This window comes from Azoarcus sp. DD4, from assembly GCF_006496635.1.
Taxonomy (GTDB): domain Bacteria; phylum Pseudomonadota; class Gammaproteobacteria; order Burkholderiales; family Rhodocyclaceae; genus Azoarcus.
In genome coordinates this window covers 3,025,603-3,051,520 of the sequence record NZ_CP022958.1, presented here as the reverse complement: position 1 = coordinate 3,051,520, position 25,918 = coordinate 3,025,603, and the positions used below count along the sequence as shown (strand labels likewise).

The window sequence follows — 25,918 nt, the reverse complement described above, 5'->3', positions numbered from 1 at the left end:
AGTATGCGCAGGCGGCGCCTGCACATACTCGTGGTTGCTGCTGTGGACCGGGTTCAGCCGGGTTGGGGCAGACCTGCGAGCAACCCGGGCGATATTTGGGAGTGGCAGCGTTGCGAGCTGTCCGGGATGTTGGTGCAAGGCTGCTTTGCAGTGTGTTGCGCCTAGCGGTGAGCACCGTAGCAGTGCCCACCGCTCGGAGCGTCCGGGTGCGATGGAAGTCCGGCGTGTGCCCGCGGCATCAACGGGCGGTGGGCAACCTCGAGGCAACACCCTGGACGAAGTAGTCCATCTTGCCCAGCGTGAGGTCGTCCATCACCGCGCCCTGCGCCAGGCGTTCCTTGCCCGACTGGTCGACGACCGGACCGGTGAAGGGGTGGAAACTGCCGGCCTTGAGCTTGCCTTCGAGCTCGCTGACCAGCACCTTGACGTCGGTGGGGATGGCCGGGTTGAGCGGGGCGAGGCGGATCATGCCGTCCTTGAAGCCGCCCCAGATGCTGGCGGGTTTCCAGCTGCCGGCGAGCACGTCCTGCACAGTCTTCGTGTAGAAGGCGCCCCAGTGGTGGGTGGTGGCGGTGAGCTGCGCCTTGGGGCCGTACTTGGCCATGTCGGAGTGATAGCCGAAGGCGTATACGCCCTTCTCCTCGGCGGCCTGCACCACGGCGGTGGAATCGGTGTGCTGGGTCAGCATGTCGGCGCCCTGGCTGATGAGCGTCATCGCCGCCTCGCGCTCCTTGCCCGGGTCGTACCAGGCATTGGTCCAGATCACCCGTACCTCGGCCTTGGGATTGACGCTCTTCGCCCCCAGCGTGAAGGCGTTGATGCCTTGCAGCACTTCCGGGATGGGGAAGGCGGCGACATAGCCGAGGACGCTGGACTTGGTCATCTTGCCGGCGATGACGCCGTTGAGATAGCGGCCCTCGTAAAAGCGCGCGTTGTAGTTGCCGAAGTTCTTGCCCGATTTGTAGCCGGTGGCGTGCAGGAAGGTGACGTTGGGAAACTGCCTGGCGACGCGCTCGACATAGTTCATGTAGCCGAAGCTGGTGGCGAATACCACCTTGTGGCCGCTGGCGGCGAATTCGCGGATCACGCGCTCGGCGTCCGCGCCTTCGGCGACGTTCTCGACGTATTTGGTCTGGATCTTGTTGCCGAGCGCCTTTTCCAGTTCCTTGCGGCCTTCGTCGTGCTGGAAGGTCCAGCCGGCGTCACCGATCGGGCTGACATAGACGAAGCCGATTTTTGCCGCCTCCTGGGCGAAAGCGAGCGACGGCAGGGCCGCGTAGACGGCAAGCGCGGCGGCGGACTGCAAGAACTGGCGGCGTTGGGACATGGACTGGCTCCTGGAGAGTTCGGTGTCTTCGTCTTGATGTGAAGGGGACGGCCGGGCGCTGGTCAGGCGTCGGGCCGGTAGGGTTTGCCCAGCGAAATGGGCGAGTTCAGGCGGATGGCGTTGGCATTGCGGGAGATCGCCACCAGCACCACGATGGTCGCCCAGTACGGCAGGGACGAGAGGAACTGCGACGGAAAGTCGATCTGCAGGCCGGAGCCCTGGATGAAGAGTTGGGTGATCATCACGCCGCCGAAGAGATAAGCGCCCACCATCACCCGCAGCGGCCGCCAGGTGGCGAACACCACCAGCGCAAGCGCGATCCATCCGCGACCTGCGACCATGCCCTCCACCCACATCGGCGTGTAGAACACCGAGAGGAAGGCGCCGCCCAGGCCCGCCATCGCGCCGCCGAACAGCACCGCGAGGTAGCGGATGCGAAGCACCGGATGCCCGATCGCATGGGCCGAGGCAGGCGATTCGCCAACCGCACGCAGCACCAGGCCGGCACGGCTGCGGTAGAGGAACCAGACCACGCTCCAGAACAGCGCCCACGACAGATAGACCAGCGCCTGCTGGTTGTACAGCGCCTCGCCGATCAGCGGGATGTCGGCGATGAAGGGAATGCGGATGGCCGGCACCGCCGGCAGCGCGATCGACTCGTAGGGTTTGCCGATGAAGGCCGACAGACCGACGCCGAAGATGGCCAGCGCCAGCCCGGAGGCCACCTGGTTGGCTTGCAGCGTCAGTACCAGGAAGCCGAACAGCACGGACACCGCCGCGCCGGCCAGTATGCCGGCGAGCACGCCCAGCCAGGGGCTGCCGCTGTGGTGGGTGACGGCGAAGGCGGCGACCGCCCCCATCGCCATCATGCCTTCGGCGCCGAGGTTGAGTACGCCGGCCTTTTCGTTCACCAGCAGGCCGAGGGCGACGATGATGAGCGGGGTGCCGGCCACCACGGTGGCGAACAGCATGGAAGTGAAGAGGGAGGCATCCATGGTCCGTCCTCAGGCGGTGGCGCGGCCGAAGCGCAGCCGGTAGTGGATGAAGACGTCGGCGCCGAGCAGGAAGAACAGCAGCAGGCCCTGGAAAACCAGCGAGATCGAACTCGGCAGGTTCATGTACTGCTGAACCTGCTCGCCGCCGATATAGAGCAGCGCCATCAGCAGGCTGGCGAGCGCGATGCCCAGCGGATGCAGGCGCCCGACGAAGGCGACGATGATGGCAGCGAAGCCGTAGCCCAGGCTGACCTTGTCGGTGAGCTGGCCCATCGGCCCGGCGACCTCGCTCATGCCGGCCAGGCCGGCGGCGGCACCACCGGTGAGCAGCCCGATCCAGATCATGCGGCGGGCCGAGAAACCGGCGTAGCGTGCGGCTTCGCCGGCCTCTCCCGCGACCCGCATCTTGAAACCGGTGTAGCTGCGGTTCATGAACACATGGCCGGCGATCAGCGCGACGATGGCCAGCACCAGGCCGAAATGCAGGCGGGTTCCTTCCAGCAGCACCGGCATCAGGGCCGCGTTGCCGAACATTGCCGTCTGCGGGAAGTTGAAGCCTTCCGGATCCTTCCACGGGCCGAACACCAGCCACGAGACGAAAAGCTGGGCGACATACACCAGCATCAGCGACACCAGGATCTCGTTGGCGTTGAAGCGCGTCTTGAGCAGCGCCGGGATCGCCGCCCAGGCCGCGCCGGCGGTGGCGCCGGCCAGCACCATCAGCGGCAGCACCAGCGCGCTTTCCGATTCGTGGAAGTACAGCGCCACGCCGGTTGCGCCCACCGCGCCGAGCATGAACTGGCCTTCGGCGCCGATGTTCCAGACGTTGGCGCGAAAACCGACCGCCAGGCCGATCGCGCACAGCATCAGCGGCGTCGCCTTCAGCAGCAGTTCGGAGATGCCGTAGAGATCCTTCAGCGGATAGCCGAGGAAGAGCCGCAGGCCTTCCAGAGGATCCTTGCCCAGTGCAGCGAACACCGCCAGCCCGGCCACCAGGGTGAGCACCGCGGCGAGCAGCGGCGAGAGATAGCTCATCAGCCGCGAGGCCTGGGCGCGTGGTTCAAGCCGGAGCATGCGTCACCCCCTTGTGCCTGGTGTCCGCGGGTGCCGCGATGCCCGAACCGGGCCACAGGCCGCTCATCCACACGCCGATGTCTTCCACCGAGGTGCTGGAGATGGAGCGTACCGGCGACAGCCGGCCCTTGGCGATGACTGCGATGCGGTCGCAGATCTCGAACAACTCGTCCAGCTCCTCGGAAACCACCAGCACCGCGCAGCCGCGCTGGCGCAGGTCGATGATGGCCTGGCGGATGAAGGCTGCGGCGCCGACGTCCACGCCCCAGGTGGGTTGCGCGCAGACGAAGAGGCGGGGCGCCTGCAGGATCTCGCGGCCCATGATGAACTTCTGCAGGTTGCCGCCCGAGAGCGAGCGCGCGGCCGAGCCGGCGCCGTTGCACTTGACGCCGAACCGGGCGATGCAGTCTTCGGCGAAGGCGCGGGCCTTGCCGAAGGCCAGCAGCCCGCCGCGCACGAAGCCCTGCGAGCGGGTGGCGGTGAGCATGGCGTTGTCCGCCAGCGACATCGTCGGTACGGCACCGCGGCCCAGGCGCTCTTCGGGCACGAAGCACATGCCGAGGGCGCGCCGGCGGGCGGCATCCAGCCGGCCGGCCTCGATGCCGAGGATCTGCACCGGGAATTTCTCGGCGATCGGCTCCTCGCCGGAAATCACCCGCAGCAATTCCTGCTGGCCGTTGCCGGAAACGCCGGCGATGCCGACGATCTCGCCGGCGTGCACATCGAGATGGATGTCGCGCAGGTCGGTGCCGAAGGGATCGCGCGACGCGTGCGACAGGCCGGCCAGGCGCAGGCGCAGCTCGCCGTCGAGCACTGCCGGCGGATGCTTACAGCGCGGCAGATCCTTGCCTATCATCAGCCGCGCCATCGATTCCGGTGTTTCGTCCGCCGGCCGGCAGTGGCCGGTGACGCGCCCGCCGCGCAGCACGGTGGCGCTGTGGCATAGCGCCTGGATCTCGTCGAGCTTGTGGCTGATGTAGAGGATGGAGCAGCCTTCGGCGGCGAGCTGGCGCAGGGTCTCGAACAGGGTCTTCACCGCCTGCGGCGTGAGCACCGAGGTCGGTTCGTCCATGATCAGCAGCTTGGGCCGCTGCAGCAGGCAGCGCACGATCTCCACCCGCTGGCGTTCGCCGACCGACAGCGCATGGACATGCCGGCGCGGATCTACCGGCAGGCCGTAGCGCTGCGATACCTCCTCGATGCGCCGGGCGAGTTCGCCGAGATCGGGCTTGTCGGCCAGGGCCAGCGCCACGTTCTGCACCACGGTCAGCGTCTCGAACAGCGAGAAGTGCTGGAACACCATGCCGATGCCGAGTTCGCGCGCATGGGCCGGGTTGGTCACCGCGACCGGCTGGCCCTCCCAGCGGATTTCGCCCGCGGTGGCCTGGGTGACGCCGTAGATGATCTTCATCAGCGTCGACTTTCCGGCGCCGTTCTCGCCGAGCACGGCGTGGATTTCGCCGGGGGCGACGGCAAGGTCGACGCCGTCGTTGGCGACCACACCCGGATAGACCTTGCGTATGCTCTTCAGCTCAAGGCGCGGCGGCGCAGCGGCCGGCGAACTCGTCGCGGTGCTCATCGTGTTCTTGTTCTCCCTGTTGGCCTTGTTCGTCAGCCGCCGGAAAGCGCCTTGCCGGGCTGGCTCCGGGCGGCCGAGGCCTGGCTGCGACGCAAACTCATCAACTGTGCGGCGATCGCGATGGCGATCACCTCCGGTTCCTTGCCGATCACGCGGGTATCGCCCACCGGGCAGACCAGTCGCGCCAGCGCTGCGGCGTCGAAACCGCGCGCCCGCAGCTTGTGCTCGAAGCTGGCGCGTTTGGTTTTCGAGCCGATCAGGCCGAGAAAGCGGAAGTCGCCGCGGGTCAGCCAGGCGCGCACCAGCTCGAGGTCGAGCGCGTGGCTGTGTGTCGTCACCAACACGGCAGTATCTGCCGGCAGCCGGCGGACCTCGTCTTCCGGTGCATCGGTCAGCACAGGCGTGACATTGTGCGGCATCCAGGCCAGAAATTCGCTTTCGCGCGAGTCTATCCAGGTAACGCGGACCGGCAGGCGGGCGAGGGTTTCGACCAGCGCGCGGCCGACATGGCCGGCCCCGAACAGTGCCAGGTGCAGTTCGGGCTGACGGAAGGTCTCGACGAGGTGGCTGAGTCCCGGCAGGCGTTCGCCGGTCAGGGCAGCGTTATCGGCCGGTACCTCCAGCAGGCGGGCGACCACCGCGGCGAGGTTGGGGCGGGTGGCATCGGCGAGCAGATCGCGTGTGGCGGCAACCCGAACCAGCTGTCCGCCCAGGGTAACGATGCGAGCCCAGTCCTGCCGTGCCGTAGCGAGATCGCGGGCAATCTCCAGCCAGTCGGCCCGGCCGGGTAGGACGACATCGAAGGCCAGCTGGACGACGCCACCACAGCACTGGCCGAGGCTGGCGCCGAGCGGCAAGCGTTCCAGGCGGGCAGGCGGTGGCCGGTCGGGGTTGGTCTCCACGAGCATGGCGCGGGCGATTTCGATAGCGCGCAGTTCGAGGTGTCCACCGCCGATGGTACCGGTGACATGGCGGGCATCCACCAGCATGCGCGTACCGGGGCCGCGCGGCACCGAACCGCGCGCGGCGGCCACGCTGACCCACACCGCGGGCGTGCCGGCCGCAAGCCGTTCTGCCAAGGCGTCGAGCAGGGCGAGGACAGGCATGGCCGATGGTCCTTCAAACTGCCAGGCCGGCGGCCTGCCGCGCCGCATCCACGCTGCGCAGGATTTCTTCCGCGGTGGCGGGGGCGTCGAGCGTAGGCGCGACGCGATAATCGGCGGCCGCGGCCACCGCATCCTTGATCGCATGCCACACCGACAGCGCCAGCATGAGGGGCGGTTCGCCCACCGCCTTGGAGCGGAAGATGGAGTCCTCGGCGTTGATGCCGCGCTCCCACAGCCTGACCTTGAACACGGCGGGCACGTCCGACACGGCTGGAATCTTGTAGGTGGAAGGGGCGTGGGTGCGCAGCCGGCCGGTCTCGTCCCAGCACAGCTCTTCCATCGTCAGCCAGCCCATGCCCTGGATGAAACCGCCTTCGATCTGGCCGAGATCGATCGCCGGGTTCAGCGAGCGCCCGACGTCGTGCAGGATGTCGACGCGCAACACTCTGGATTCGCCGGTCAGCGTGTCGATGGCGATCTCGCTGCAGGCCACGCCATAGGCATAGTAGTAGAAGGGGCGGCCGGACAGGGTGCTGCGGTCGTAGGCGATCTTGGGCGTACGATAGAAGCCGGTGGCCGACAGCGACACCCGCGCCATCCAGGCGGCGTGCGCGAGCTCGGCAAAGCTCAGGCTGGCGGCGCCGGCGTGCACCCGGTTGGCGCGGAACACGACTTCGTCCTCGCGCACGCCGAACTTCGCCGCGGCGAATTCCGCGAGCCGCGCCTTGATCTTGCGTGCCGCGTCCTGTGCCGCCTTGCCGTTGAGGTCGGCGCCGCTGGAGGCGGCGGTGGCGGACGCGTTGGGCACACGCGAGGTGTCCGAGGCGGTGACGCGGATGCGGTCGAGGTCGATCTGCAATTCTTCGGCGACGACCTGGGCGACCTTGGTGAAGAGCCCCTGGCCCATCTCGGTGCCGCCGTGGTTGAGCAGCACGGTGCCGTCGGTATAGACGTGGAGCAGGGCGCCGGCCTGGTTGAGGTGGGTGGCGGTGAAGGAGATGCCGAACTTCACCGGGGTGAGCGCGATTCCTTTCTTGATGACGGGGCTGGCGGCGTTCCACGCGCGGATGGCGGCGCGACGGGCGTGGTAGTCGCAGTCCGCCTCCAGCGTTTCGGTGAGCTCCGGGATGACGTTGTCGACGATGGTCTGGCCGTAGTGGGTGGTATTGCGCTCGTTGACGCCATAGTAGTTGAGCTTGCGCACCGCGAGCGGGTCGCGGCCAAGGTGGCGGGCGATGGCGTCCACCACTTCCTCGATGCCGAACATGCCCTGCGGTCCGCCAAAGCCGCGGAAGGCGGTGTTGGAGACCGTGTTGGTCTTGCAGCGCAGCGAATCGATGGCGACGTTTTCAAGGTAGTAGGCGTTGTCTGCGTGGAACATCGCGCGGTCGGCAATGGCGCCGGTGAGGTCGGCCGAGTAGCCGGCACGGCAGGCCTGGCGGAAGCGCACGCCGAGGATGCGGCCGTCGTCGTCGAAGCCGGCTTCCCAGTCGATGCGGAAGTCGTGGCGCTTGCCTGTCATCACCATGTCGTCGTCGCGGTCCAGCCGCAGCTTGACCGGTCGGCCGGTATGCCAGGCGCCGATGGCCGCGATCGCCGCAATCTGGCCGGGCTGGCTTTCCTTGCCGCCGAAGCCGCCACCCATGCGGCGGCATTCGATGACCACGTCTTTGGCGTCGCGCCCGAGCGCATGCGCCACCTGCAACTGGACCTCGCCCGGATGCTGGCTGGACGAGTGCACGTGCATGGTCCGGTCTTCGCGCGGGATGGCGTAGGCGACGTGCGATTCGAGGTAGAAGTGGTCCTGGCCGCCGTGGCGTACGGTGCCCGCCAGCCGGTGCGGTGCCGCGGCAATCGCGGCGTCGGCATCGCCGCGGCGCAGCGCGACGTCGGGCAGTACGCGAGTGCCGGCAGCGATGGCGTCGTCCACGGTGAGCGCGGCCGGCAGATCCTCGTACCGCACTTCGGCGAGCCGCGCTGCACGCCGGGCGGCGCGCATGTCCTCGGCCAGCACCGCGAACAGCGCCTGACCATGGAACTGAACCTCGTCGGTGGCGAAGATCGGGTCGTCGTGGATCACCGGGCCGAAGTCGTTGAGGCCGGGCACGTCCGCCGCGGTGAGTACCGCGACCACGCCCGGTGCTCTGCGCACGGCTTCCAGGTCGAGGCCGAGAATGCGGGCATGGGCGCGCGCCGACAGGCCGACCGCGGCATGCAGGGTGCCGCGCAGTTCGGGCAGATCGTCGATGTAGCTGGCGCCGCCGGTGACGTGCAGGTGCGCCGATTCGTGCGGCTGCGCGCTGCCGACGGTGGCTGCCGGCTGGGCATCCTGAGGAAGTGGCGGGCGTTCAGATGGATGCATGGCCGACCTCCTTGGCGTCCACGCGGGTCAGGGTTGCGGCTGTGCCACTGCTGGTTTCGAGTTGCAGGCGGGTCAGCAGGTTCTGGGCGACGCGCATGCGGTAGGCGGCCGAGGCCCGCATGTCGGACAGCGGAGCGAAGTCCTGCGCCAGTGCGGCGCGGGCGGCGGACAGCGCGCTGGCGTCGAAGGGGCGCCCGAGCAGGGCCGCCTCGGCAGCGGCAGCGCGTTTGGGTGTGGCGGCCATGCCGCCGTAGGCGAGGTGCACGCGGCGGATCACACCCTGGTCGAACTCGATCGCGAAGCCGGCGAATACGGCAGAGATGTCCTGGTCGTGCCGCTTCGAGACCTTCCAGGCGCGGAAGTGAAAGCCCGCGGCGGCCGGCCGCAGCGGTACGCGCACCGCTTCGACGAATTCACCGGCAGCGAGATCCTTCTTCTGGTAGTCGAGATAGAACGCGTCCAGCGGCAAGCGGCGGGTGCCTGCGCCTGCCCGCAGGACGAGCTCGGCGCCGAGCGCGATGAGTGCCGGCATGGCGTCGCCGATGGGGCTGCCGTTGGCGATGTTGCCGCACAGGGTGCCGGCGTTGCGGATGGGCAGGGAAGCGAAGCGCCGGTGCAGTTCCCGCATTTCCGGATAGTGCTGCAACAGGGCGGCGAAAGCCTCTTCCAGCTTGACCGCGGCGCCGATGCGCAGCCAGCCGCCTTCGGTCGTGCTTTCGGCAAGTTCGCGCACCCGGCCGAGATAGAGGATTTCCGGGAGCTTGCGGAACTGCTTGGTGATCCACAGGCCGACGTCGGTGCCGCCGGCCAGCACCGTTGCCTCCGGGTGGGCCGCACGCAGCGCGGCGAAGTCGGCCAGCGTGCGGGGCGCGAAGAAGCGGGCTTCCGGGTGGTCCAATTCCAGCCGCTGTTTGCCGTCCAGGGTTTGCAGCCGGGCGAGAAGTCCGGCTTCCGCCTGTCGGCCGTCGTCGTGCCAGCGCGGCAGCGGAGCGTCATTCGCGACGCCTGGCAAGGCGTACATGCGGTGCGCGGCGTCGACGATGGGGCGGTAGCCGGTGCAGCGGCACAGGTTGCCGGAAAGCGCATCGGTGATGGCGTCGGCATCCGGTGCGGGCTGATGCTGGTACAGGCCGAACAGTGACATCACGAAGCCAGGTGTGCAGAAGCCGCACTGCGAGCCGTGGCAGTCCACCATCGCCTGCTGCGCGGGGTGCAGTACGCCACTCCTGCTGCGCAGGCTTTCCACGGTGTAGAGCGCCTTGCCGTGCAGGGTGGGCAGGAGCTGGATGCAGGCATTGACGCTGCGCCAGGCGATGCCGGCGGCGCCGATCTCGGCCAATACCACGGTGCAGGCACCGCAATCGCCTTCGGCGCAACCTTCCTTGGTGCCGGTGCGGCCGCGCACTTCGCGCAGCCAGTCGAGCAGCGTGGTCGTCGGGGAAAGGCCGCTACAGGCCACTTCCTGGTCGTCGAGCAGGAAACGGATCGTGTTGCTTACCGGGATTTCGCTGGTGGGTGTGGACCCCATGTGCGGCTCCGTCCTTGTTTCGTACCGGATTCAATGTAGTTGTCCGATGCTGAGATTGTCAACAATAATGAGTATGCAAGATATTGATAGATAAGGGGTTTATGTGCGATTTTGGTGCGAGATGGAGTATTGGCGCCCCTTTTTGGAGCGGCGTCGCGAATCCTGCAGCGTCGTTCTTGACAGGGGGTGAAGCGTCGCCCGACACTCGGTGCGCCGCGTCCACCCGCTCCCGCCATGACACTAGACCGCAACCGTGCCCCCGCCGCCCGCCGTCCGCTCGCCGAGCTGCTCGGCGGGATAGGCGGCAGCCGCAGCGCCGGTCGCGATGCGGACGAGGTGTTCGACGTGCTGCGCACTGCGGTGCTCGACCATCGCTTGCCGCCAGGCACCCAGCTCAAGGAGCAGGCGCTGGCCGACGCCTTCGGCTGCAACCGCGCGGTGGTGCGCGCGGCGCTGGCGCGGCTGGAAAGCGTGCGCCTGGTCGAGCACAGGCCGAATCGCGGCGTCTTCGTGGCGACGCCGAGCATGGCCGAGGCGCGCGATATCTTCGCGGCGCGACGGGTGATCGAAAACGCGGTGATCGAGGCCTTGTGTGCCGCGCCGCCGCCGGGCGCGGTGGCCGCCTTGCGCCAGTTGGTGGCGCGCGAACAGGCGAGCTATCGCGCCGGCAGGGCCGCCGAGGGATTGCATCTGTCGGTCGAGTTCCACCGTCTGCTGGCAAGGCTGGCGGGCAATTCGGTGCTGCGCGATTTTCTCGAGGAGCTGCTCGGCCGCACGCCGCTGGTGGTGCTGTCCTTCACCACGCTGGATGCGCACAACTGCGCGCTCGACGAGCACAGCGCCATCGTAGATGCGATCGAGCGCGGCGAGGCCGGTACGGCCGTCCGCCTGATGAGCACCCACATCCGCCATCTCGAGCAGCGGGTTGCGGGCAGCGCCGCATCGGCGGAGCAAGGGAAGCGCTGACCGGCGGGTGGCGGTCAGCGGCCGGAGCAGCTGCGTCAGGTATTGGCGTGCTGACTGGTGGCGCGCACGCATTCCCGCACCAGTCCGGGGCCGCGGTAGATGAGGCCGCTGTACAACTGCACCAGTGCTGCACCGGCATCGAGCTTGGCACGGGCGGTGCGCGCATCCATGACGCCGCCGGCGGCGATGATGGGCAGCTCGCCGCCGAGCGCACGCGCAAGCTGGGTCACCACCGCGGTCGAGGCTTCGAACACCGGTGCGCCCGACAGGCCGCCCTGCTGTTCGGCGTAACGGACGCCCTGGACCTTGTCGCGCGAGATCGTGGTGTTGGTGGCGATGACTGCATCGATGCGGTGGCGGCGCAGGGCGTCGGCGATGTTCACCACCTGCTCGGGCTCGAGGTCGGGCGCGATCTTCAGGGTGAGCGGCACATAGCGGCCGTGCGTGTCGGCGAGCCGTTGCTGGGCGGCCTTGAGGCGGCCCAGCAGGTCGTCGAGTTCGGATTCGCCTTGCAGCTGGCGCAGGTTCTTGGTGTTGGGCGACGAGATGTTCACCGTCACATAGCTCGCCAGCGGATAGACCTTGTCGAGGCAGGCGAGGTAGTCATCGGCGGCCTGTTCGATCGGGGTGTCGAAATTCTTGCCGATGTTGATGCCGAGGATGCCCTTGAACCTGGCCGCCCTGACGTTGGCGACCAGGGCATCGACGCCGTGGTTGTTGAAACCCATGCGGTTGATGATGCCGCGCACTTCCGGCAGACGGAACAGTCGGGGACGGGGATTGCCCGGCTGCGGACGGGGCGTGACGGTGCCGATCTCGATGAAGCCGAAACCGAGGCGGGCAAGGCCGTCGATGGCTTCGCCGTTCTTGTCGAGTCCGGCGGCGAGGCCGATGCGGTTGGGAAACTTCAGCCCCATGACCTCGATCGGGTCGGCCGCTTCGGGTTTGCCGGCGGGCAGGGCGCGGCCGGCGAGGTTGAGGGCGGCGAGGGTGAATTCGTGAGCGGTTTCCGCGTCGAGCGAAAACAGGAATGGGCGGGCGATGTCGTAGAGCATCGCGGGATTGTAGCGTTTGGGGGCGGCTTCGGCGAAGCCCGCGGCCGACTTTGCCGGCCTATGTCCTTCAGCCGATGTTTTGCGTTTCCGGCGCTGCCGAGACGTCGAGTGGGTGCCAGTGGCCGTCGGTGTAGCCTTCGAGCGGGCGGAAGCGTGCCTTGTAGGCCATCTTGCGACTTTCGGCGATCCAGTAGCCGAGGTAGAGATAGGGCAGACGCAGCCGGCGGCAGGCTTCGATCTGCCACAGCACGCCGTAGGTGCCGTAAGCCGTGCGCAGCTGGTCCGGATCGAAGAAGGTGTAGACGCTGGACAGTCCGTCGGTCAGCCGGTCGATCACGCTCACCATGCGCAGCTCGCCCTGTTCGCGGAACTCAACCAGGCGGGTGTCGACATGGCTTTGCAGCAGGAAATGGGCGTACTGCTCGCGGTTGTCCTGGTCCATGCCGCCACCGGCGTGGCGCGAGGACTGGTAGCGCTGGTAGAGCGCGTAGTGCTCTTCCGAAAACTGCAGGGGCTGTTCGGCGGCTTCCAGTCCGGCGTGCTGCGTCCATGCGCGGCGCTGGCTGCGGTCGGGCTTGAAGCGGTTGATGGGGATGCGCACCGGTACGCAGGCACTGCAGTGGTCACAATGCGGTCGGTAGGTGAATACGCCGCTGCGACGGAAGCCACGCCGCACGAGTTCGCTGTACACCTGCGGATCGATCAGGTGCCCGGGCGTGGCGACCTGGGAGCGCGCCATGCGGTCGGGCAGGTAGGAGCAGGCGTACGGCGCCGTGGCGTAGAACTGGATCAGTGCGTAGGGGTAGTCCTTCTGCATGTTCTTACGCCTGCGGTCTCTGGCTGTCGCTTTCCTTGGTGTCAGTCCCAGTCGAAATCGGCACCGCTGATCGCGCTCCACTTCCGGGGCGGTGGTCCTTCGCGCGTCCAGTCGGCCAGGCCAGCGCTGAACTCGCTGCGGCCGATCTCGTGCGCACCCATGGAGAGCAGATGCGGTGTCGTCATCTGGCAATCTATCACGGCGTAATTGTGCCGCTCAAGGAAGCGGGCGAGATGGGCGAGGGCGACCTTGGAGGCATCGCTTACGCGGCAGAACATCGATTCGCCGAAGAATGCGCGCCCCATCGCCATGCCGTAAAGGCCGCCGACCAGCCTGTCTTCCTGCCAGCATTCGACACTGTGCGCATAGCCCAGTTCGTGCATGCGATCGTAGGCGGCACGGATCTCGGCGGTGATCCAGGTGCCGCCGCCCGGTTCGCGCGGCGCCGCGCACTCGCGCACGACCGCGTCGAAGGCGGTATCGAAGCGGACCTCGAAACGGCGCTGGCGCAGCGTCTTGCGCAGCGAGCGGGTGATGCGGATCGCGGCCGGCTGCAGTACCAGCCGAGGATTGGGGCTCCACCACAGGATGGGTTCGCCCTGGCTGTACCAGGGAAAGATGCCGTGCCGGTAGGCAGCGATCAGCCATTCGGGTGTCAGCCGGCCGCCGGCGGCGAGCAGCCCGTTGGGTTCCGTCAGCGCCTGCTCGACAGGTGGAAAGGCAGGTCGGTCGGCCAGCCAGGGGATCATCGGCTGATCTGTACCAGCGCCGGCGTTGCGGCTTCGTCCGTGTCGTCTTCGTGGAAGGTGACCACGTGATCGACGTCGAGCCGGATGCCGATCCGTTCGCCGATGGCGTGGTTGTGATGGCTGGGAACCAGCGACAACACGCGCGCACCGCTGGCGAGCTTGAGCGTGTAGAGGATGTCGGCGCCGCGGAAGGCCTTGTGCGCGACCTCCGCCTTCAGCGGGCTGGCGTCGTCGTGGACGATGTCGTCCGGCCGTAGCAGCACGTCCACGCTGCAGTTGCGGCTGCAACCGCCGCAGCCTATGCCGCATTCCACCGGTACCGCGCTGTTGAGGGTGCCGAGTTCGACCTGCACCTCGCGGTCGTTCAGCACCATGCCGGGCAGGAATACGCCCTGGCCGATGAAGTCGGCTACGAAACGGTTGGCCGGGCGGTGATAGAGGTTGTACGGCGTATCCCACTGCTGGATGCGGCCCTGGTGCACGATGCCGATCTCGTCGGCGACGGCGAAGGCCTCGTGCTGGTCGTGGGTCACCAGGATGGCGGTCGTCTGGGTTGCCTTGATGATGTCGCGGACTTCATACGACAGGCGTTCGCGCAGTTCCACGTCCAGGTTGGAGAAGGGCTCGTCGAGCAGGAGCAGGCTGGGCCTGGGCGCCAGTGCGCGGGCGAGGGCGACGCGCTGCTGTTGGCCGCCGGACATCTCGTGGGGGAATTTTTCGCCCTGGCCGGCAAGCCCGACGAGGTCGAGCAGTTCGTCGACGCGGCTGCTGCGGGTGTCGGTGGAATCGCCGCGCAGGCCGAAGGCGATATTTCCGGCGATCGTCAGGTGAGGAAACAGGGCGTAATCCTGGAACACCATCCCGATGCGGCGGCGTTCGGGCGGCAGGTGATGGTCCTTGCGGCTGACCACCACGCCGTCGAGGCGGATCTCGCCGCCCAGGACCCGTTCGAAGCCGGCGATGCTGCGCAGCACGGTTGTCTTGCCGCAACCCGAAGGGCCGAGCAGGCAGCCGATGCGCCCTTTTTCCAGACGGAGGGAAAGGCCGCGCACCACCCTGTGGGTGCCGTACGCGAGATCGATGCCGACGAGTTCGAGATGAGACATGACTGGCAAGCTATATGCGGTTCGGACGATTATTGCACCGCGGCGATTCAAATGCGATCAATTATAATTTGCCGCCGAAAGCCGCGTGGAATGGTCCCGTGGCCACTCTACCGGGAGCATGATGGAACTCAGGGCAGGTTTTGCGCGCGTCGCTCAGCGCTGGTCGACGCTGACGGCGGTCGCCGTCGTGATCGCCGTATTGATAGCTGCCCCGGTGCTTTCGGTTTTCTCCAACGTGTTCGTTGGCGGCACCACCGAGACCTGGCTGCACCTGGCCGAAACGGTTCTGCCCGAATTCATCGGCAATACCCTGGTGCTGTGCATAGGCGTGGGACTGGGGGTGTCGTCCATCGGCATCACCACGGCCTGGCTGACCACGATGCACGAATTCCCCGGGCGACGCGTCTTCGACTGGGCCCTGCTGCTGCCGCTGGCCGTGCCGGCCTACGTGATGGGCTATGTCTACACCGATTTCCTGCAGTTTGTCGGGCCGGTGCAGAGCGGGTTGCGCGAGACCTTCGGCTGGAACAAGGGGGATTACTGGTTTCCCGACGTACGCACGGTGGGTGGTGCGGTCGGTATGTTCATGTTCGTACTCTATCCCTATGTTTACATGCTGGCCCGCACCGCCTTCCTCGAACGTGCCGGCGGCATGCTGGAGGCGGGGCGCTCGCTCGGACTGGGGCCGTGGGCGTGCTTCTTCCGCGTGTCGCTGCCCTTGGCCAGGCCGGCCGTGGTCGCCGGTACGGCACTGGCCCTGATGGAGACCCTGGCCGATTTCGGCACGGTCTCGTATTTCGGCGTGCAGACCTTCACGACCGGCATCTACCGCGCCTGGTTCTCGCTGGGCGACCGCATCGCGGCGGCACAACTGTCGGCGGCCCTGCTGGCCTTCGTCGTGATCGTGCTGGCGCTGGAACGGGCCAGTCGTGGCCGCGCCCGTTTCAACAACACCTCGCGCAATGCCGGCTCGCCGGTGCGTCATCGTCTGTCGCTCGTGCCCGGTCTGGTGGCGAGTTTCGCTTGCTTCATGCCCCTGCTGCTCGGCTTCCTGCTGCCGGCCGCCCTGTTGCTGCAGATGGCCTTTGCGGAAGGCGATGCGCAGTTCGGCGCCCGTTTCGTGCAGCTCGCGCGCAACAGTTTCGTACTGGCGGCAGTCACGGCATTGATTGCGGTCGTGCTCGCGCTGTTGCTGGCTTATGCGGCCAGGCTCGCGCGGTCGCGCCTGCCGCAACTGCTCAACCGGCTTGTCAGCCTCGGCTACGCCGTGCCGGGCTCGGTGATTGCGGTTGGGGTGCTGATTCCCGTCACGCGCCTCGACCGATCGCTGGCCACATGGTGGGAGGCGAGTTTCGGCGTCAATCCCGGCCTGATCCTGACCGGCGGGATTGCGGCCCTGGTTTATGCCTACCTCGGCCGCTTCCTGACCGTGGCCTTGAACACCGTCGATTCCAGCCTCGGCAAGATCACGCCCAGCATGGACGATGCGTCGCGCAGCCTCGGCTTCGGTTCATGGGCGACGCTGCGGCGGGTCCATGTGCCCATTTTGCGAGGCAGTCTGCTGACGGCGGCGTTGCTGGTCTTCGTCGATGTGATGAAGGAGCTGCCGGCGACGCTGGTGATGCGTCCCTTCAACTTCGATACGCTGGCGACGCAGGCGCATACGCTGGCCTCCGACGAGCGCCTGGCCGAGGCGTCGACCGCCGCGCTCACCATCGTGGTGGTCGGCCTGTTGCCGATGTTCGTGATCTCGCGGCAGATCGTCAAAGGCCGTCGCCGCGAAGCATGAAAAAGGGGCCGGATCGACCGGCCCCGTGCTGAGCTGCTGGATTCCGCCGACGTTCAGCGGTAGCCGGCGCGATCGAAGATCTTCTGCGCTTCGGCAACCGTGTTGGCGAGATCGCCGATGGGCAGGGTGTCGGCCTTGAAGGGGCCGAGCTTTTCGAGGGCCGGGTTCGCGACCTTCACGCCCGCCACCACGGGCCATTCGTTGTTGCCGTTGGCAAAGTAGGACTGCGCTTCGTCCGAGGCCAGGTACTCCAGGAACTTGACCGCAGCACCCTTGTTCGGTGCGTGCTTGAGCATGCCGGCGCCCGAAACGTTGATGTGGGTGCCCCAGCTCTGCTGGTTGGGCCACACGGCCGTCACGCGCGCAACCACCGCCTTGTCTTCCGGCTTGTCGGAGTTCATCAGGCGCGCCAGATAGTAGCTGTTGGCGATGGCGATGCCGCATTCACCTGCTGCCACCGCCTTGATCTGGTCGGTGTCCCCGCCCTTGGGGGCGCGGGCGAAGTTGGCGACGACGCCCTTGGCCCATTGTTCGGTCTTCGCAGCGCCGTCGTGCTGGATCAGCGCGGCACCGAGCGAGAGGTTGTAGGGGTGGCTGCCGGAGCGGGTGCAGACCTTGCCCTTGAGCGCGGGGTCGGCGAGGCCTTCGTAGGTCTGAGCCTGTTCGGCCGTGACCATGTCCTTGTTGTACACAATTACGCGGGCACGGGTGGAGTAGGAGAACCAGTTCTTGGCGCGCAGATGCGCGGGAATGCGCTCTTCCAGGATCTTGGAGCTGACGGGGGCGAAAATCCCCATCTGGTCGGCATAGGCAAGGCGGGATGCGTCGACGGTGACGAAGATGTCTGCAGGGCTGTTGGCGCCTTCGTTGCGGATGCGCTCGAGCAGTTCGTCTTCCTTGGCCTCGATCCGGTTGACCTTGATGCCGGTCAGCTTGGTGAAGGTGCCGTAGAGCGCTTCGTCGGTCTGGTAATGGCGGGCGGAGTAGATGTTGAGTTCCGTATCCGCAGCATTGGCGCCGAAGGCGGTCATGCCGAGTGCGACGAGAACAGCGGTGCTGAGAGACTTCTTCATCATGGTGCGACTGCCTTTCATGGGATGGGTTGTCGATGTGCGCATAGTAACGAGAGTGATTCGCACTTGCAAACTGATTGTATTTGGATCAGGATAGATGCGAATCGTTCTCATAAAGGTGTATCGCATGGACGCGCTCATCGTCGGTGCCGACCGTCTCGGCAACATCCCGGATGTTCTGCAGGAATTCGGCATCCGTATCGCGGCACACGTCAGCGGTCGCGACAGCAATCATCAGCGGCGCAGTGCTCCGCTGCCGTCGGGGATACAGATGGTGATCCTCTTCACCGACTTCATCGGCCACAACGTCATGCAGCGCTTCCGTGACGCGGCGACACGCGAGGGGGTGATGTTCGTATGTTGCCGGCGTTCGGTGTGTGCGCTTCAACAGGCACTGGGGCGCAGGATGAGCGAAGAGTGCGAGCGTTGCAGTGCCGGATGCAAGACCAGACGTCGCGGCAAATGAGATGCCAGGGGGCTCCTGGCAATCGGGGCTGGGCGTGCGCTGAGGGGGCTGAGACGTGTGTCTATCAGCGCGCCAGGGTAGGCAGATCGGTGGTGTTGCTCTCTTCGTCGAGCAGACGGCGGGCGCCATTGAAACGCTTCGCCCAATAGCTGCTGCCCATGTCTTCGACGCGGACGCCACCGCCGCGTGAAGGTGCGTGCAGGAACTGTCCGTCGCCGACGTAGATGCCGACATGGGAAAAGGCGCGGCGCATGGTGTTGAAGAACACCAGATCGCCCGGTTTGAGATCCTGCCGGCCGATCTTGTCGCCCAGCGAGGCCATTTCGCGCGCGGTACGCGGCAGGTCCAGGCCAATGGCGTTGCGGAAGACGTTTTGTACCAGACCGCTGCAGTCGAGGCCGGTCTCGGGCGAGGTGCCACCGAAACGGTAACGGATGCCGAGATAGCTCATGCCCTTGTTGACGAGTTCATGCACGGAGCTGGCTTGCCCGTTGAGGACGTCGGCAGCGGGCGCTTCCACCGGCGCCGGCAGGGTTTCGGCCGTGTGGGCAGGCTGGATTGCGCTGGCGGACAGGAACAGGGCGAGGAGGGCGGCTCGAATCTGCATCGGCGCGACTATACGCATGGATGAGTACGCTGTAAACGACGGATTGCAATGGAAAATCCGTCCAATTGCGAAAACACGGCGCAGCGTCGGGCAGGCTTTGTCATGGCTGGCGCCAGAGCTGCCGCCGGGCGCGTTCGATGTCTGAGAGGGCACGTGCATGAAGCGCTCCTTGCGCCAAGGCCCTGGATTGCATGGCGAGGAAGAGCTGCGCGATCGCCCAGCAGTCGCCGAGCGCGTGATGGCGCTGGAAGGTCTCGATGTCGAATTCCTGCATCCAGTCGGCCAGGCGGACGGGCGCGTCGATACGCTCTGGAAAAAGCGCCGGCAGCAGGACGCGAAGGTCCAGCCACAACCATGGCGGCGTGATGCCCAGCGTGTCGAGCAAGGCACGCTCCAGCATCACTCGGTTGAAACCGGCATTGAATACAACCACAGGCCCTTTGCCGATGAAGCGCAACAGGTCGATCAACGTTGTGGCGGGCGACGGAAGAAGCTCGGCATAAAAGCCGCTGCTCGCGCTGAAACGACCGTTGTCTACCGCTATCGCACCGACCGCAAGCAGCCTGTCTTTGTCGAGATCGAGCCCGGTGGCTTCGGTGTTGAGTACCGTGTAGCGGGTCTCGAAATGGGGCCGTGCCGGGTCGGGTTCGGCAATGGCCTGCCACTCGCGCAGTGCATCGACCTGTGCGTCGCTGAGACCGAGATCACTGCCCCTGCTGGAGATCAGGCGAGTGAGCCAGTTCATAGCTGGTAGTCCAGCTTCAGTCGCAGTTGCAGCTTGCGGGCCTGACGAAAGGCTTCCTTGAGGATGCGGCGATCGAGTTCGTTCAGGGTGTCGGGGTTCAGCTTGTTGTCGCCGGGCGAGTCGTGCTCGGTTTCAAGGTGCTGGGAACGCAGCCGCAGCAACTGGATGAAATGAAATCCGTCGATGATGGCGGACACTTCGTCGACCGGTACGCCCATCCGGGTGGCGGACTGGCGCAGGCGCTGCACGGTGCTGCTCGATTCGACGCCGGTGCGCAGCGCCACGATGCGGGCCGCATCCACGAACAGGCGGGCGCCGGATTTCTTGAGGTCGATGCTGTTGTCGTCCTCGACGACGAAGTCGCGAATGCGGCCCAGCGGCGGCGCGACCTGTAAGGCATTGCTCGCCATCATGCGCAGGAAGGCGGAATTCATTCTTGCACTGCGGTTGAGCCAGAGTCGCAACTGGTCGCCCAGCCGCTCGTTGCCGTACAGCACACGGAAATCGAAGAAGATGGAGGCGTTGAGCAGGGCCTGCGGGTCGGGTTCGCGTATCCAGTCGCCGAATCTGGATTGCCATTCGTCCAAGGTCAGGCAGAGCTCCGGATTGCTCGCCATGATGTTGCCCTTGCACAGTGGGAAGCCGCAGGCGGCGAGGCTCTCGTTCACCTCACGGCCGAAGCGGATCAGCCGGGCACGTACGGCCTCCGCGTCCTGGAGTTCCGGGCACTGCCAGATGATGCCGTTATCCTGGTCGGTGGATAGCGTCTGCTCGTGCCGTCCCTCGGATCCGAACGCCATCCATGCGAAATCGATGCCATAGAGATCGTGATGATCGAGCGCGAGATCGATGATGCGGCGGGTAAGGGCGTCGTTGAGAGCGGAGATGAACTGGGTGAGTTGTTCGGCACCGATGCCCTGGGCGATAAGGTTGAGGGCGAGGTGACGGATGTCCCTGCTGGCGCGTTGCAGGGATTCGACGTCGTTCGCGCTCTCGATGCCGGCGCGGATCTGGCGCAGACTGATGCGCTGCAGCGAGAAGAGGTCGCGTTCGGATACCACGCCTTTCAGCTTGCCCTCGCTGTCGATGACCAGCAGGTGGCGGACGCCGTGGGTCGCCATCTCCAGCGCGGCGTCGTACGCGGATGCGGTGGCCGGCAGCTGATGTGGATTGGCGGTCATGACCTCGTTGATCGGGCGAGCCAGATCGAAACCGACGAGGACGACCCGCGGCAACAGGTCGCTCTGTGTGAGGATGCCGAGCGGTCGCTGTTTGTCGTCGACCACCACGATGCAGCCGATGTCGTGTTCCGCCATGGCTTCGAGCGCGCTGCGGGTGGCTGCATCCGGTCCGACGCAGATCGGTGTCTTCTTTATCAGCTGACCGAGCGGCGTCGTCATCGTCTGCTGTTCGGCTGCGCGCTGGGCGAAGGTGGTCTGCAGTTGCTGGCGTGACTGGTTGAGCAGGCTGGCGATGTACTGGGTGCAGAACAGATGGAACACCGGACTCATCTGCATCAGTTGAAGGAACTGATCGGCGTCGATCTGGAAGCAGAAGCTGTCCTCCACCGCGACGTAGGCATTGGTCGAAGGCCGCTGGGCCGAAATTGCCCCGATCGGGAAGCATTCGCCAGGGCCGAGTGTCATGCTGGCGTACTCGGTGACCGTGGCGGCGCCCGCTTGGCGGGCCTGAACCTTGCCGCGCTGGATGATGAAGAACTGCCGGGCCTGCCCCATTTCGGGGGTGAGGATCTCGCTGCCGCGCGGATGGAAGGCGAGGACCGCATGCTGCGCCAGGAAGGCCAGTGCTTCCGGCTCCATGCGATTGAAGGGCGAGAAGCGTCTGAGAAAATCGGAGCTTGCTCCGACCAGCAGTTCCTGGGCTGCAGCAGTCATGGGGCGGCCTGAAAATGATGTCGGCCCAATTATAGGGGCAGGTCGGGGCTACGGCAGGCGCGACGGCGGACGGAGCAACATTTCAGAAGGCGGGGTTGAGGTTTTCCGCGAATCTGGCCTGGGTTTCTTCCACCAACGCGGTGTTCAGCAGGAATGCGCGTACGCAGTCGGTATCGAGCTTGCCACGTTCGGCCATCGCAGACAGCTCGGCGAAGGCGGCTTCATTAGGCCAGCGCGGCTTGTAGGGGCGCTCGCTGGTGAGCGCATCGAACACGTCCGCAATGGCAACGATGCGGGCTTCAAGTGGGATCTGCTCGCCGGACAGGCCATAGGGGTAGCCGCTTCCGTCGAGCGCCTCGTGGTGGTAGGCGATGATGTTGCGCATGATGGTCACGGCACGGTCGCCGGCAAGGCCGATGTCCTGGATCATGCGGTCGAACACCGTGACGCCGAGTTCGACATGCCCCTGCATGACCTTGCGCTCTTCCGCGGTGAGCGGGCCGGGTTTCTGCAGGATGCTGTCGGGGACGCCGATCTTGCCGATGTCGTGGAGCGGGGCGAACAGGAATACATGTTCGATGAATTCGTCGTCGAGTTCCGCGATGTCGGCCAGGCCCCGGGTGATGATGCGCGTGTAGTGGGCGATCCGGTCGAGATGATGGCCGGTTTCGATGTCGCGGATGCGGGTGAGGCTGCGGGCCACCTCGACGGTGCCTATCAGCGTGCGGACCGCGACCAGGCCCGAGAGATACATCTGCGCGGCCAGGTAGCCGACCAGGTCGAGATAGCGAAGGACTTCGTCCGTGAAGGCGTTGGCCCGGTTGGCGTCGAAGAACAGGAAGCCGACGAAATGATCGCCGTGGAAAATCGGTACCGTGTAGCTGCTATGGAAACCGGCAGAAATCAGCCAGCTGCTGTGCGGTCTGGCGTTGTCGGCAATGTTGTCGGGCAGGTTCTGCAGAATGCGTTTTTCCCCGCTTCGCGCCAGTCGCAAGAGCGAGGGTACCTGACTCAGCCGTGTCTCGTATCTCGTGAACGGTTCGCTCTGGCCGTAGGTGCTGTTGATGAAGGTTTTCAGCATGTCGGTATCCGCATCGTAAGTCGCCAGCGCGATACGGTGGATTTCCGGATGGCGGGTGGCGATGATGGCGTGCAGATCCTGCAGGCGGGCAGAGAGGTTTTCCCGGGTCGGCGCGACCGGCGCGGGAGGGATGAAGTGGGCCGTCATCGTGGGCGTGGTGTCTAGGGTAGGCGGTCTGCTGAGCGCGCGCTCAAGGTGATCTGCGGCTTGCCGGAGCGGCTCAGAGACGCGCTTCGAAATGGGCGACCAGCAGCTGGAGTTCGTGGGCGGTGGATTCGAGCGAGGCTGCTGCCTGTTCGATGCCGGCCACCGCGTCGAGGTTGCTGTCGGTCAGGCCGCTCATCCGCTCCATGATGTTCGCCACCTCGGAGGAGGCCTGCTCCTGCTGACGCAGCATGTGGCGGATGTCCTCCGAATTGGCTGCGACGGCATTGTTGGCCTGCGAGATGAGATCGAGTTCGTCGGCCACCGTGCGGATCGTCGCGACGCTGCCGCTCACGCCGTGCTGCAGTGTGTGCATGGTGGTGATCACGCTGCCCTTGCGCTCGGAAATCTCGGCGATCAGTCGGGCGATGTCTTCGGTGCTGTGCTGGGTCTGGCTCGCGAGCTCGGTGACTTCGCCCGCCACCACGGCGAATCCGCGTCCCTGTTCGCCGGCGCGTGCGGCTTCGATCGCGGCATTGAGTGCCAGCAGATTGGTGCGCTTGGCGATTTCGCTGATGGCGGAGGCGACGGCGCCGATCTTCTCGACGGATTGGGACAGCGCCTCGAGCATGCGGTGGTTATCTTCGACCGCGCTGACGACCCGGTGGGTGGATTCGGCGGCGGTCGCCATGTTCTGCTGCCCGTCCGCGGTGATCTTCTGGGCGTTGCGGGCCTGTTCGGCACTGTTGTCGGTGGTGTTGGCGATTTCGCTGACCGATACCGCGAGTTGCTGCATCGCCGAAGCCGACGAAGCCACCTGATCCGCCTGCTCGTGCGAACCCTGCTGGAGTCTGCGTGCGCTGGCGTGGAGCTGGGAGGCTTCGCGCGCGGTGTCGGCAGCCGAGGCGACCACGTCGCCGATGAGTGCGCGCAGGCTGACCTGCATGGACATGACCGCACTGCCGAGCGCCCGCAATTCGCGGCAGCCCTCTTGCGGCGGCTCGCCGTTGAGGCGTCCTTCCGAGATGTCGTTGAGCAGGTCGATCAGGCCGCGGATCGGCGATTCCACGCTCTGCTTGAGGAGCATCCAGAGGATTGCGGCGGTCACGACCATGGCCAGCAGCAGACCGACGCGCAGGTAGCCGTCGCTGTAGGCCGCGCCTGCGCCGAGCGCAGCCACAAGGGCGAGGCCGCAGGCGTTCAAGGTCGAAAGCGGACGGCCGCTGGACAGCGGCGTTGAGGGCAGGTTGCCCTGGCCGGCCTGCAGATCCCGGTAAAGCGCATCGGCGCGTTCCCGGCGATCGATCGAAGGGGGCGTACGGACCGACATGTAGCCGACCCGCCGGCCGTTCTCGGTGAGCGGGGTGACGTAGGCGTCGACCCAGTAGAAGTCGCCATTCTTCGCCCGGTTCTTGACGATGCCGCGCCAGGGCTGCCCGGCCTCGACGGTACGCCAGAGATCGGCAAAGGCAGCGGCCGGCATGTCGGGATGGCGGACGATGTTGTGATTGGCGCCGATCAGTTCGTCGCGGGTAAATCCGCTGATGGCGACGAAAGCGGGGTTTGCGTAGGTGATGCGTCCCTGCAGATCCGTCTTGGTGACGATGGGACGGCCGGCCTGAAGAAAACGCTCGCAGGGCGAATTGGAAACGCGGGCGCGATTTTCAATATTGTTGTTCTTGACGCGCTGGGTCATCGGGGGGCTTGGCTCCGGTTGCGTGGCTAATGCCTTCCGTGATCGTGAGGATGGGCGGGAGCAGCTTGTCTGCTCGCGCGACTCCCCATCTCTATAAGGATTCGCGAATGATACGTCAGGGACGGGGAACTGCGGAATTCAACGAAAGTATTATGGGATAAGCGATTGTTATATGCAGGACATTGCAGATTCATTTCCTGCGGTAGAAATCTCGTCGATCCGGGAAATCCATTCGGAGGATAAAAAAGCCCGGCGTCATGGCCGGGCTTCTGTTTGCATGGTATGAGCGGCTTGGGTCAGAGTACCTCGGCGGCGTGGTCTGCCAATCGCGAACGTTCGCCGCGTTGGAGGGTAATGTGGCCGGAGTGCGGCCAACCCTTGAATCGATCTACGGCGAAGGTCAGACCCGAGGAGCCTTCGGTCAGGTAAGGCGTGTCGATCTGGGCGATGTTGCCGAGGCAGACCACCTTGGTGCCCGGACCGGCGCGGGTGATCAAGGTCTTCATCTGCTTGGGCGTGAGGTTTTGCGCTTCGTCGATGATGAGGAACTTGTTGATGAAGGTGCGTCCGCGCATGAAGTTGAGGCTCTTGATCTTGATCCTGCTGCGGATAAGGTCGCGCGTGGCGGCACGGCCCCAGTCGCCGCCTTCGCCCGTGGTGCCGTTGAGTACGTCGAGGTTGTCCTCGAGCGCCCCCATCCACGGCGCCATCTTCTCTTCCTCCGTGCCGGGCAGAAAGCCGATGTCCTCGCCTACCGGCACCGTCACCCGGGTCATGATGATCTCGGAGTAGCGCTTGGTCTCCAGCACCTGGGTGAGACTGGCCGCGAGCGTCAGCAGCGTCTTGCCGGTACCGGCCTGGCCGAGCAGGGTGACGAAGTCGATCTCCGGGTTCATGAGGAGGTTGAGCGCGAAGTTCTGTTCGCGGTTGCGGGCGGTGATGCCCCACACGTTGTTCTTCTGATGGCCGTAGTCGGTCAGCGTTTCCAGTACCACGCTGCGGCCGGCCTTTTCCTTGACCCAGGCTTCGAGCGGACGGTCGCCGTCCTGGAACAGGAACTCGTTGACCAGAAGGTTCGGCGTGTCCGGGCCGGACAGGCGGTAATAGGTATGACCGTCGTTCTTCCACGACTCCATGCCCTTGCCGTTGGCATCCCAGAAATTTACAGCGAGTTCGCGGGTGCCGGTGTAGAGGAGGTCGGTGTCCTCCAGCACCTTGTCGTTGAAGTAGTCCTGCGCGGCCAGACCCAGCGCGCGGGCCTTGATGCGCATGTTGATGTCTTTCGAGACGAGGATGACCGGGCGGTCGGGATGACGCTCGGCCAGGTACATGACCACGGCGAGGATCTGGTTGTCGCCCTTGGCCGTGGGGAGCGCCGCCGGCAGCACCACGTTGATCGCTTCGGTCTGCAGGAAGAGCTTGCCGGTGGCGAGGTCGTGGGAGGGCAGCTTGAGCGGGATGCCGGTGTCGATGCCGTCGGGCGAGGACGAGACGATTTCGTCCATCATCCGACTGGCCTGCCGGGCATTGCGCGCGACTTCGCTCATGCCCTTCTTGTTATTGTCGAGTTCCTCCAGCGTCATGATCGGCACGTAGATGTCGTGCTCTTCGAAGCGGTAGAGGCTGGTCGGGTCGTGCATCAGCACGTTGGTGTCGAGCACGAACAGCTTGGTGGCCGCTACGGGACGCTTGCGCGGCGTGCGGGGCGCTGGCTTGGTCGCGGCGGGTTTCTTCGAGGCTGCTGGCATGATCGGTCCG

General features: G+C 65.9%; 21 protein-coding genes. 3 read left to right on the top strand and 18 right to left on the bottom strand.

The features are described 5' to 3' along the window. Window positions 1–238: 238 nt before the first annotated feature. The 7 genes from CJ010_RS14080 to xdhA form a co-directional block, all read right to left on the bottom strand. The gene (locus CJ010_RS14080) at window positions 239–1,327 is read right to left on the bottom strand and encodes a BMP family ABC transporter substrate-binding protein (protein WP_141018620.1); all 1,089 of its coding nucleotides are present in this window, start codon (window positions 1,325–1,327) and stop codon (window positions 239–241) included. A gap of 62 nt (window positions 1,328–1,389) precedes the next feature. Further along, window positions 1,390–2,322 (bottom strand): ABC transporter permease, encoded by a 933-nt coding sequence (locus CJ010_RS14075; RefSeq protein WP_141018619.1) that lies wholly within the window; start codon window positions 2,320–2,322, stop codon window positions 1,390–1,392. A gap of 9 nt (window positions 2,323–2,331) precedes the next feature. Next, window positions 2,332–3,396: an ABC transporter permease gene (locus tag CJ010_RS14070; protein ID WP_141018618.1), complete on the bottom strand. Its 1,065-nt coding sequence runs from the start codon at window positions 3,394–3,396 to the stop codon at window positions 2,332–2,334. Beyond that, entirely contained in the window at window positions 3,383–4,975 is a 1,593-nt protein-coding gene (locus CJ010_RS14065; protein ID WP_141018617.1) for an ABC transporter ATP-binding protein, read from the bottom strand. Before CJ010_RS14065 ends, CJ010_RS14070 begins: the two co-directional genes overlap by 14 nt. 32 nt (window positions 4,976–5,007) lie before the next feature. Beyond that, on the bottom strand, window positions 5,008–6,081 hold the full coding sequence (xdhC, locus tag CJ010_RS14060; protein WP_141018616.1) for a xanthine dehydrogenase accessory protein XdhC: 1,074 nt from the start codon (window positions 6,079–6,081) through the stop codon (window positions 5,008–5,010). Between the two features lie 13 nt (window positions 6,082–6,094). Beyond that, window positions 6,095–8,443 (bottom strand): xanthine dehydrogenase molybdopterin binding subunit, encoded by a 2,349-nt coding sequence (gene xdhB / locus CJ010_RS14055; RefSeq protein ID WP_141018615.1) that lies wholly within the window; start codon window positions 8,441–8,443, stop codon window positions 6,095–6,097. Next, entirely contained in the window at window positions 8,430–9,971 is a 1,542-nt protein-coding gene (xdhA, locus tag CJ010_RS14050) for a xanthine dehydrogenase small subunit (RefSeq protein ID WP_141018614.1), read from the bottom strand. Before xdhA ends, xdhB begins: the two co-directional genes overlap by 14 nt. A gap of 234 nt (window positions 9,972–10,205) precedes the next feature. Here xdhA and CJ010_RS14045 point away from each other — a divergent pair, with 234 nt between their 5' ends. Further along, on the top strand, window positions 10,206–10,937 hold the full coding sequence (locus CJ010_RS14045; protein WP_141018613.1) for a GntR family transcriptional regulator: 732 nt from the start codon (window positions 10,206–10,208) through the stop codon (window positions 10,935–10,937). A 35-nt stretch (window positions 10,938–10,972) separates the two neighbouring features. Here the strand turns inward: CJ010_RS14045 and CJ010_RS14040 are convergent, their stop codons facing one another. The 4 genes from CJ010_RS14040 to CJ010_RS14025 all read right to left on the bottom strand — a co-directional run bounded on the left by CJ010_RS14040 (window position 10,973) and on the right by CJ010_RS14025 (window position 14,664). Beyond that, complete coding sequence (locus CJ010_RS14040; RefSeq protein ID WP_141018612.1) at window positions 10,973–11,992, bottom strand: quinone-dependent dihydroorotate dehydrogenase; 1,020 nt, start codon at window positions 11,990–11,992, stop codon at window positions 10,973–10,975. 67 nt (window positions 11,993–12,059) lie between these two features. Continuing rightward, the gene (locus CJ010_RS14035) at window positions 12,060–12,809 is read right to left on the bottom strand and encodes an arginyltransferase (RefSeq protein WP_141018611.1); all 750 of its coding nucleotides are present in this window, start codon (window positions 12,807–12,809) and stop codon (window positions 12,060–12,062) included. A 41-nt stretch (window positions 12,810–12,850) separates the two neighbouring features. After that, the gene (gene aat, locus CJ010_RS14030) at window positions 12,851–13,558 is read right to left on the bottom strand and encodes a leucyl/phenylalanyl-tRNA--protein transferase (protein WP_141018610.1); all 708 of its coding nucleotides are present in this window, start codon (window positions 13,556–13,558) and stop codon (window positions 12,851–12,853) included. Next, complete coding sequence (locus tag CJ010_RS14025) at window positions 13,555–14,664, bottom strand: ABC transporter ATP-binding protein (RefSeq protein ID WP_141018609.1); 1,110 nt, start codon at window positions 14,662–14,664, stop codon at window positions 13,555–13,557. The genes aat and CJ010_RS14025 overlap by 4 nt, the downstream gene beginning before the upstream one ends. A gap of 121 nt (window positions 14,665–14,785) precedes the next feature. Between CJ010_RS14025 and CJ010_RS14020 the strand changes: the two genes are divergently transcribed. Beyond that, window positions 14,786–16,453 (top strand): iron ABC transporter permease, encoded by a 1,668-nt coding sequence (locus CJ010_RS14020; RefSeq protein ID WP_141020704.1) that lies wholly within the window; start codon window positions 14,786–14,788, stop codon window positions 16,451–16,453. Between the two features lie 53 nt (window positions 16,454–16,506). Here the strand turns inward: CJ010_RS14020 and CJ010_RS14015 are convergent, their stop codons facing one another. After that, a complete protein-coding gene (locus tag CJ010_RS14015; protein WP_141018608.1) occupies window positions 16,507–17,529 on the bottom strand; it encodes a Fe(3+) ABC transporter substrate-binding protein in 1,023 nt (340 codons plus the stop codon). 124 nt (window positions 17,530–17,653) lie between these two features. Between CJ010_RS14015 and CJ010_RS14010 the strand changes: the two genes are divergently transcribed. After that, complete coding sequence (locus tag CJ010_RS14010; RefSeq protein ID WP_141018607.1) at window positions 17,654–17,992, top strand: DUF2325 domain-containing protein; 339 nt, start codon at window positions 17,654–17,656, stop codon at window positions 17,990–17,992. Window positions 17,993–18,056: 64 nt separating this feature from the next. Here CJ010_RS14010 and CJ010_RS14005 read toward each other — a convergent pair whose 3' ends face one another. The 6 genes from CJ010_RS14005 to CJ010_RS13980 form a co-directional block, all read right to left on the bottom strand. Next, a complete protein-coding gene (locus CJ010_RS14005) occupies window positions 18,057–18,599 on the bottom strand; it encodes a C40 family peptidase (protein WP_141020703.1) in 543 nt (180 codons plus the stop codon). A gap of 100 nt (window positions 18,600–18,699) precedes the next feature. Beyond that, window positions 18,700–19,344, bottom strand: a complete 645-nt coding sequence (locus CJ010_RS14000; protein WP_141018606.1) for a 3'-5' exonuclease — start codon at window positions 19,342–19,344, stop codon at window positions 18,700–18,702. Then, window positions 19,341–21,239, bottom strand: coding sequence for a DUF294 nucleotidyltransferase-like domain-containing protein (locus tag CJ010_RS13995; RefSeq protein WP_141018605.1), 1,899 nt, complete (start codon window positions 21,237–21,239; stop codon window positions 19,341–19,343). The genes CJ010_RS14000 and CJ010_RS13995 overlap by 4 nt, the downstream gene beginning before the upstream one ends. Window positions 21,240–21,321: 82 nt before the next feature. After that, window positions 21,322–22,467 carry an HD-GYP domain-containing protein gene (locus tag CJ010_RS13990; RefSeq protein WP_141018604.1) on the bottom strand — a complete coding sequence of 382 codons (1,146 nt, stop codon included), beginning with the start codon at window positions 22,465–22,467 and terminating at the stop codon, window positions 21,322–21,324. A gap of 73 nt (window positions 22,468–22,540) precedes the next feature. Beyond that, complete coding sequence (locus CJ010_RS13985; RefSeq protein ID WP_141018603.1) at window positions 22,541–24,160, bottom strand: PAS domain-containing methyl-accepting chemotaxis protein; 1,620 nt, start codon at window positions 24,158–24,160, stop codon at window positions 22,541–22,543. Between the two features lie 296 nt (window positions 24,161–24,456). Continuing rightward, window positions 24,457–25,908, bottom strand: a complete 1,452-nt coding sequence (locus CJ010_RS13980; RefSeq protein WP_168224955.1) for a PhoH family protein — start codon at window positions 25,906–25,908, stop codon at window positions 24,457–24,459. Window positions 25,909–25,918 lie beyond the last annotated feature (10 nt).

What these genes read in the sequence shown, in the direction of transcription:
- CJ010_RS14080 (WP_141018620.1), bottom strand. Translation starts at nt 1,327, where the DNA reads ATGTCCCAACGCCGCCAGTTCTTGCAGTCCGCCGCCGCGCTTGCCGTC.
- CJ010_RS14075 (WP_141018619.1), bottom strand. Translation starts at nt 2,322, where the DNA reads ATGGATGCCTCCCTCTTCACTTCCATGCTGTTCGCCACCGTGGTGGCC.
- CJ010_RS14070 (WP_141018618.1), bottom strand. Translation starts at nt 3,396, where the DNA reads ATGCTCCGGCTTGAACCACGCGCCCAGGCCTCGCGGCTGATGAGCTAT.
- CJ010_RS14065 (WP_141018617.1), bottom strand. Translation starts at nt 4,975, where the DNA reads ATGAGCACCGCGACGAGTTCGCCGGCCGCTGCGCCGCCGCGCCTTGAG.
- xdhC (WP_141018616.1), bottom strand. Translation starts at nt 6,081, where the DNA reads ATGCCTGTCCTCGCCCTGCTCGACGCCTTGGCAGAACGGCTTGCGGCC.
- xdhB (WP_141018615.1), bottom strand. Translation starts at nt 8,443, where the DNA reads ATGCATCCATCTGAACGCCCGCCACTTCCTCAGGATGCCCAGCCGGCA.
- xdhA (WP_141018614.1), bottom strand. Translation starts at nt 9,971, where the DNA reads ATGGGGTCCACACCCACCAGCGAAATCCCGGTAAGCAACACGATCCGT.
- CJ010_RS14045 (WP_141018613.1), top strand. Translation starts at nt 10,206, where the DNA reads ATGACACTAGACCGCAACCGTGCCCCCGCCGCCCGCCGTCCGCTCGCC.
- CJ010_RS14040 (WP_141018612.1), bottom strand. Translation starts at nt 11,992, where the DNA reads ATGCTCTACGACATCGCCCGCCCATTCCTGTTTTCGCTCGACGCGGAA.
- CJ010_RS14035 (WP_141018611.1), bottom strand. Translation starts at nt 12,809, where the DNA reads ATGCAGAAGGACTACCCCTACGCACTGATCCAGTTCTACGCCACGGCG.
- aat (WP_141018610.1), bottom strand. Translation starts at nt 13,558, where the DNA reads ATGATCCCCTGGCTGGCCGACCGACCTGCCTTTCCACCTGTCGAGCAG.
- CJ010_RS14025 (WP_141018609.1), bottom strand. Translation starts at nt 14,664, where the DNA reads ATGTCTCATCTCGAACTCGTCGGCATCGATCTCGCGTACGGCACCCAC.
- CJ010_RS14020 (WP_141020704.1), top strand. Translation starts at nt 14,786, where the DNA reads ATGGAACTCAGGGCAGGTTTTGCGCGCGTCGCTCAGCGCTGGTCGACG.
- CJ010_RS14015 (WP_141018608.1), bottom strand. Translation starts at nt 17,529, where the DNA reads ATGATGAAGAAGTCTCTCAGCACCGCTGTTCTCGTCGCACTCGGCATG.
- CJ010_RS14010 (WP_141018607.1), top strand. Translation starts at nt 17,654, where the DNA reads ATGGACGCGCTCATCGTCGGTGCCGACCGTCTCGGCAACATCCCGGAT.
- CJ010_RS14005 (WP_141020703.1), bottom strand. Translation starts at nt 18,599, where the DNA reads ATGCAGATTCGAGCCGCCCTCCTCGCCCTGTTCCTGTCCGCCAGCGCA.
- CJ010_RS14000 (WP_141018606.1), bottom strand. Translation starts at nt 19,344, where the DNA reads ATGAACTGGCTCACTCGCCTGATCTCCAGCAGGGGCAGTGATCTCGGT.
- CJ010_RS13995 (WP_141018605.1), bottom strand. Translation starts at nt 21,239, where the DNA reads ATGACTGCTGCAGCCCAGGAACTGCTGGTCGGAGCAAGCTCCGATTTT.
- CJ010_RS13990 (WP_141018604.1), bottom strand. Translation starts at nt 22,467, where the DNA reads ATGACGGCCCACTTCATCCCTCCCGCGCCGGTCGCGCCGACCCGGGAA.
- CJ010_RS13985 (WP_141018603.1), bottom strand. Translation starts at nt 24,160, where the DNA reads ATGACCCAGCGCGTCAAGAACAACAATATTGAAAATCGCGCCCGCGTT.
- CJ010_RS13980 (WP_168224955.1), bottom strand. Translation starts at nt 25,908, where the DNA reads ATGCCAGCAGCCTCGAAGAAACCCGCCGCGACCAAGCCAGCGCCCCGC.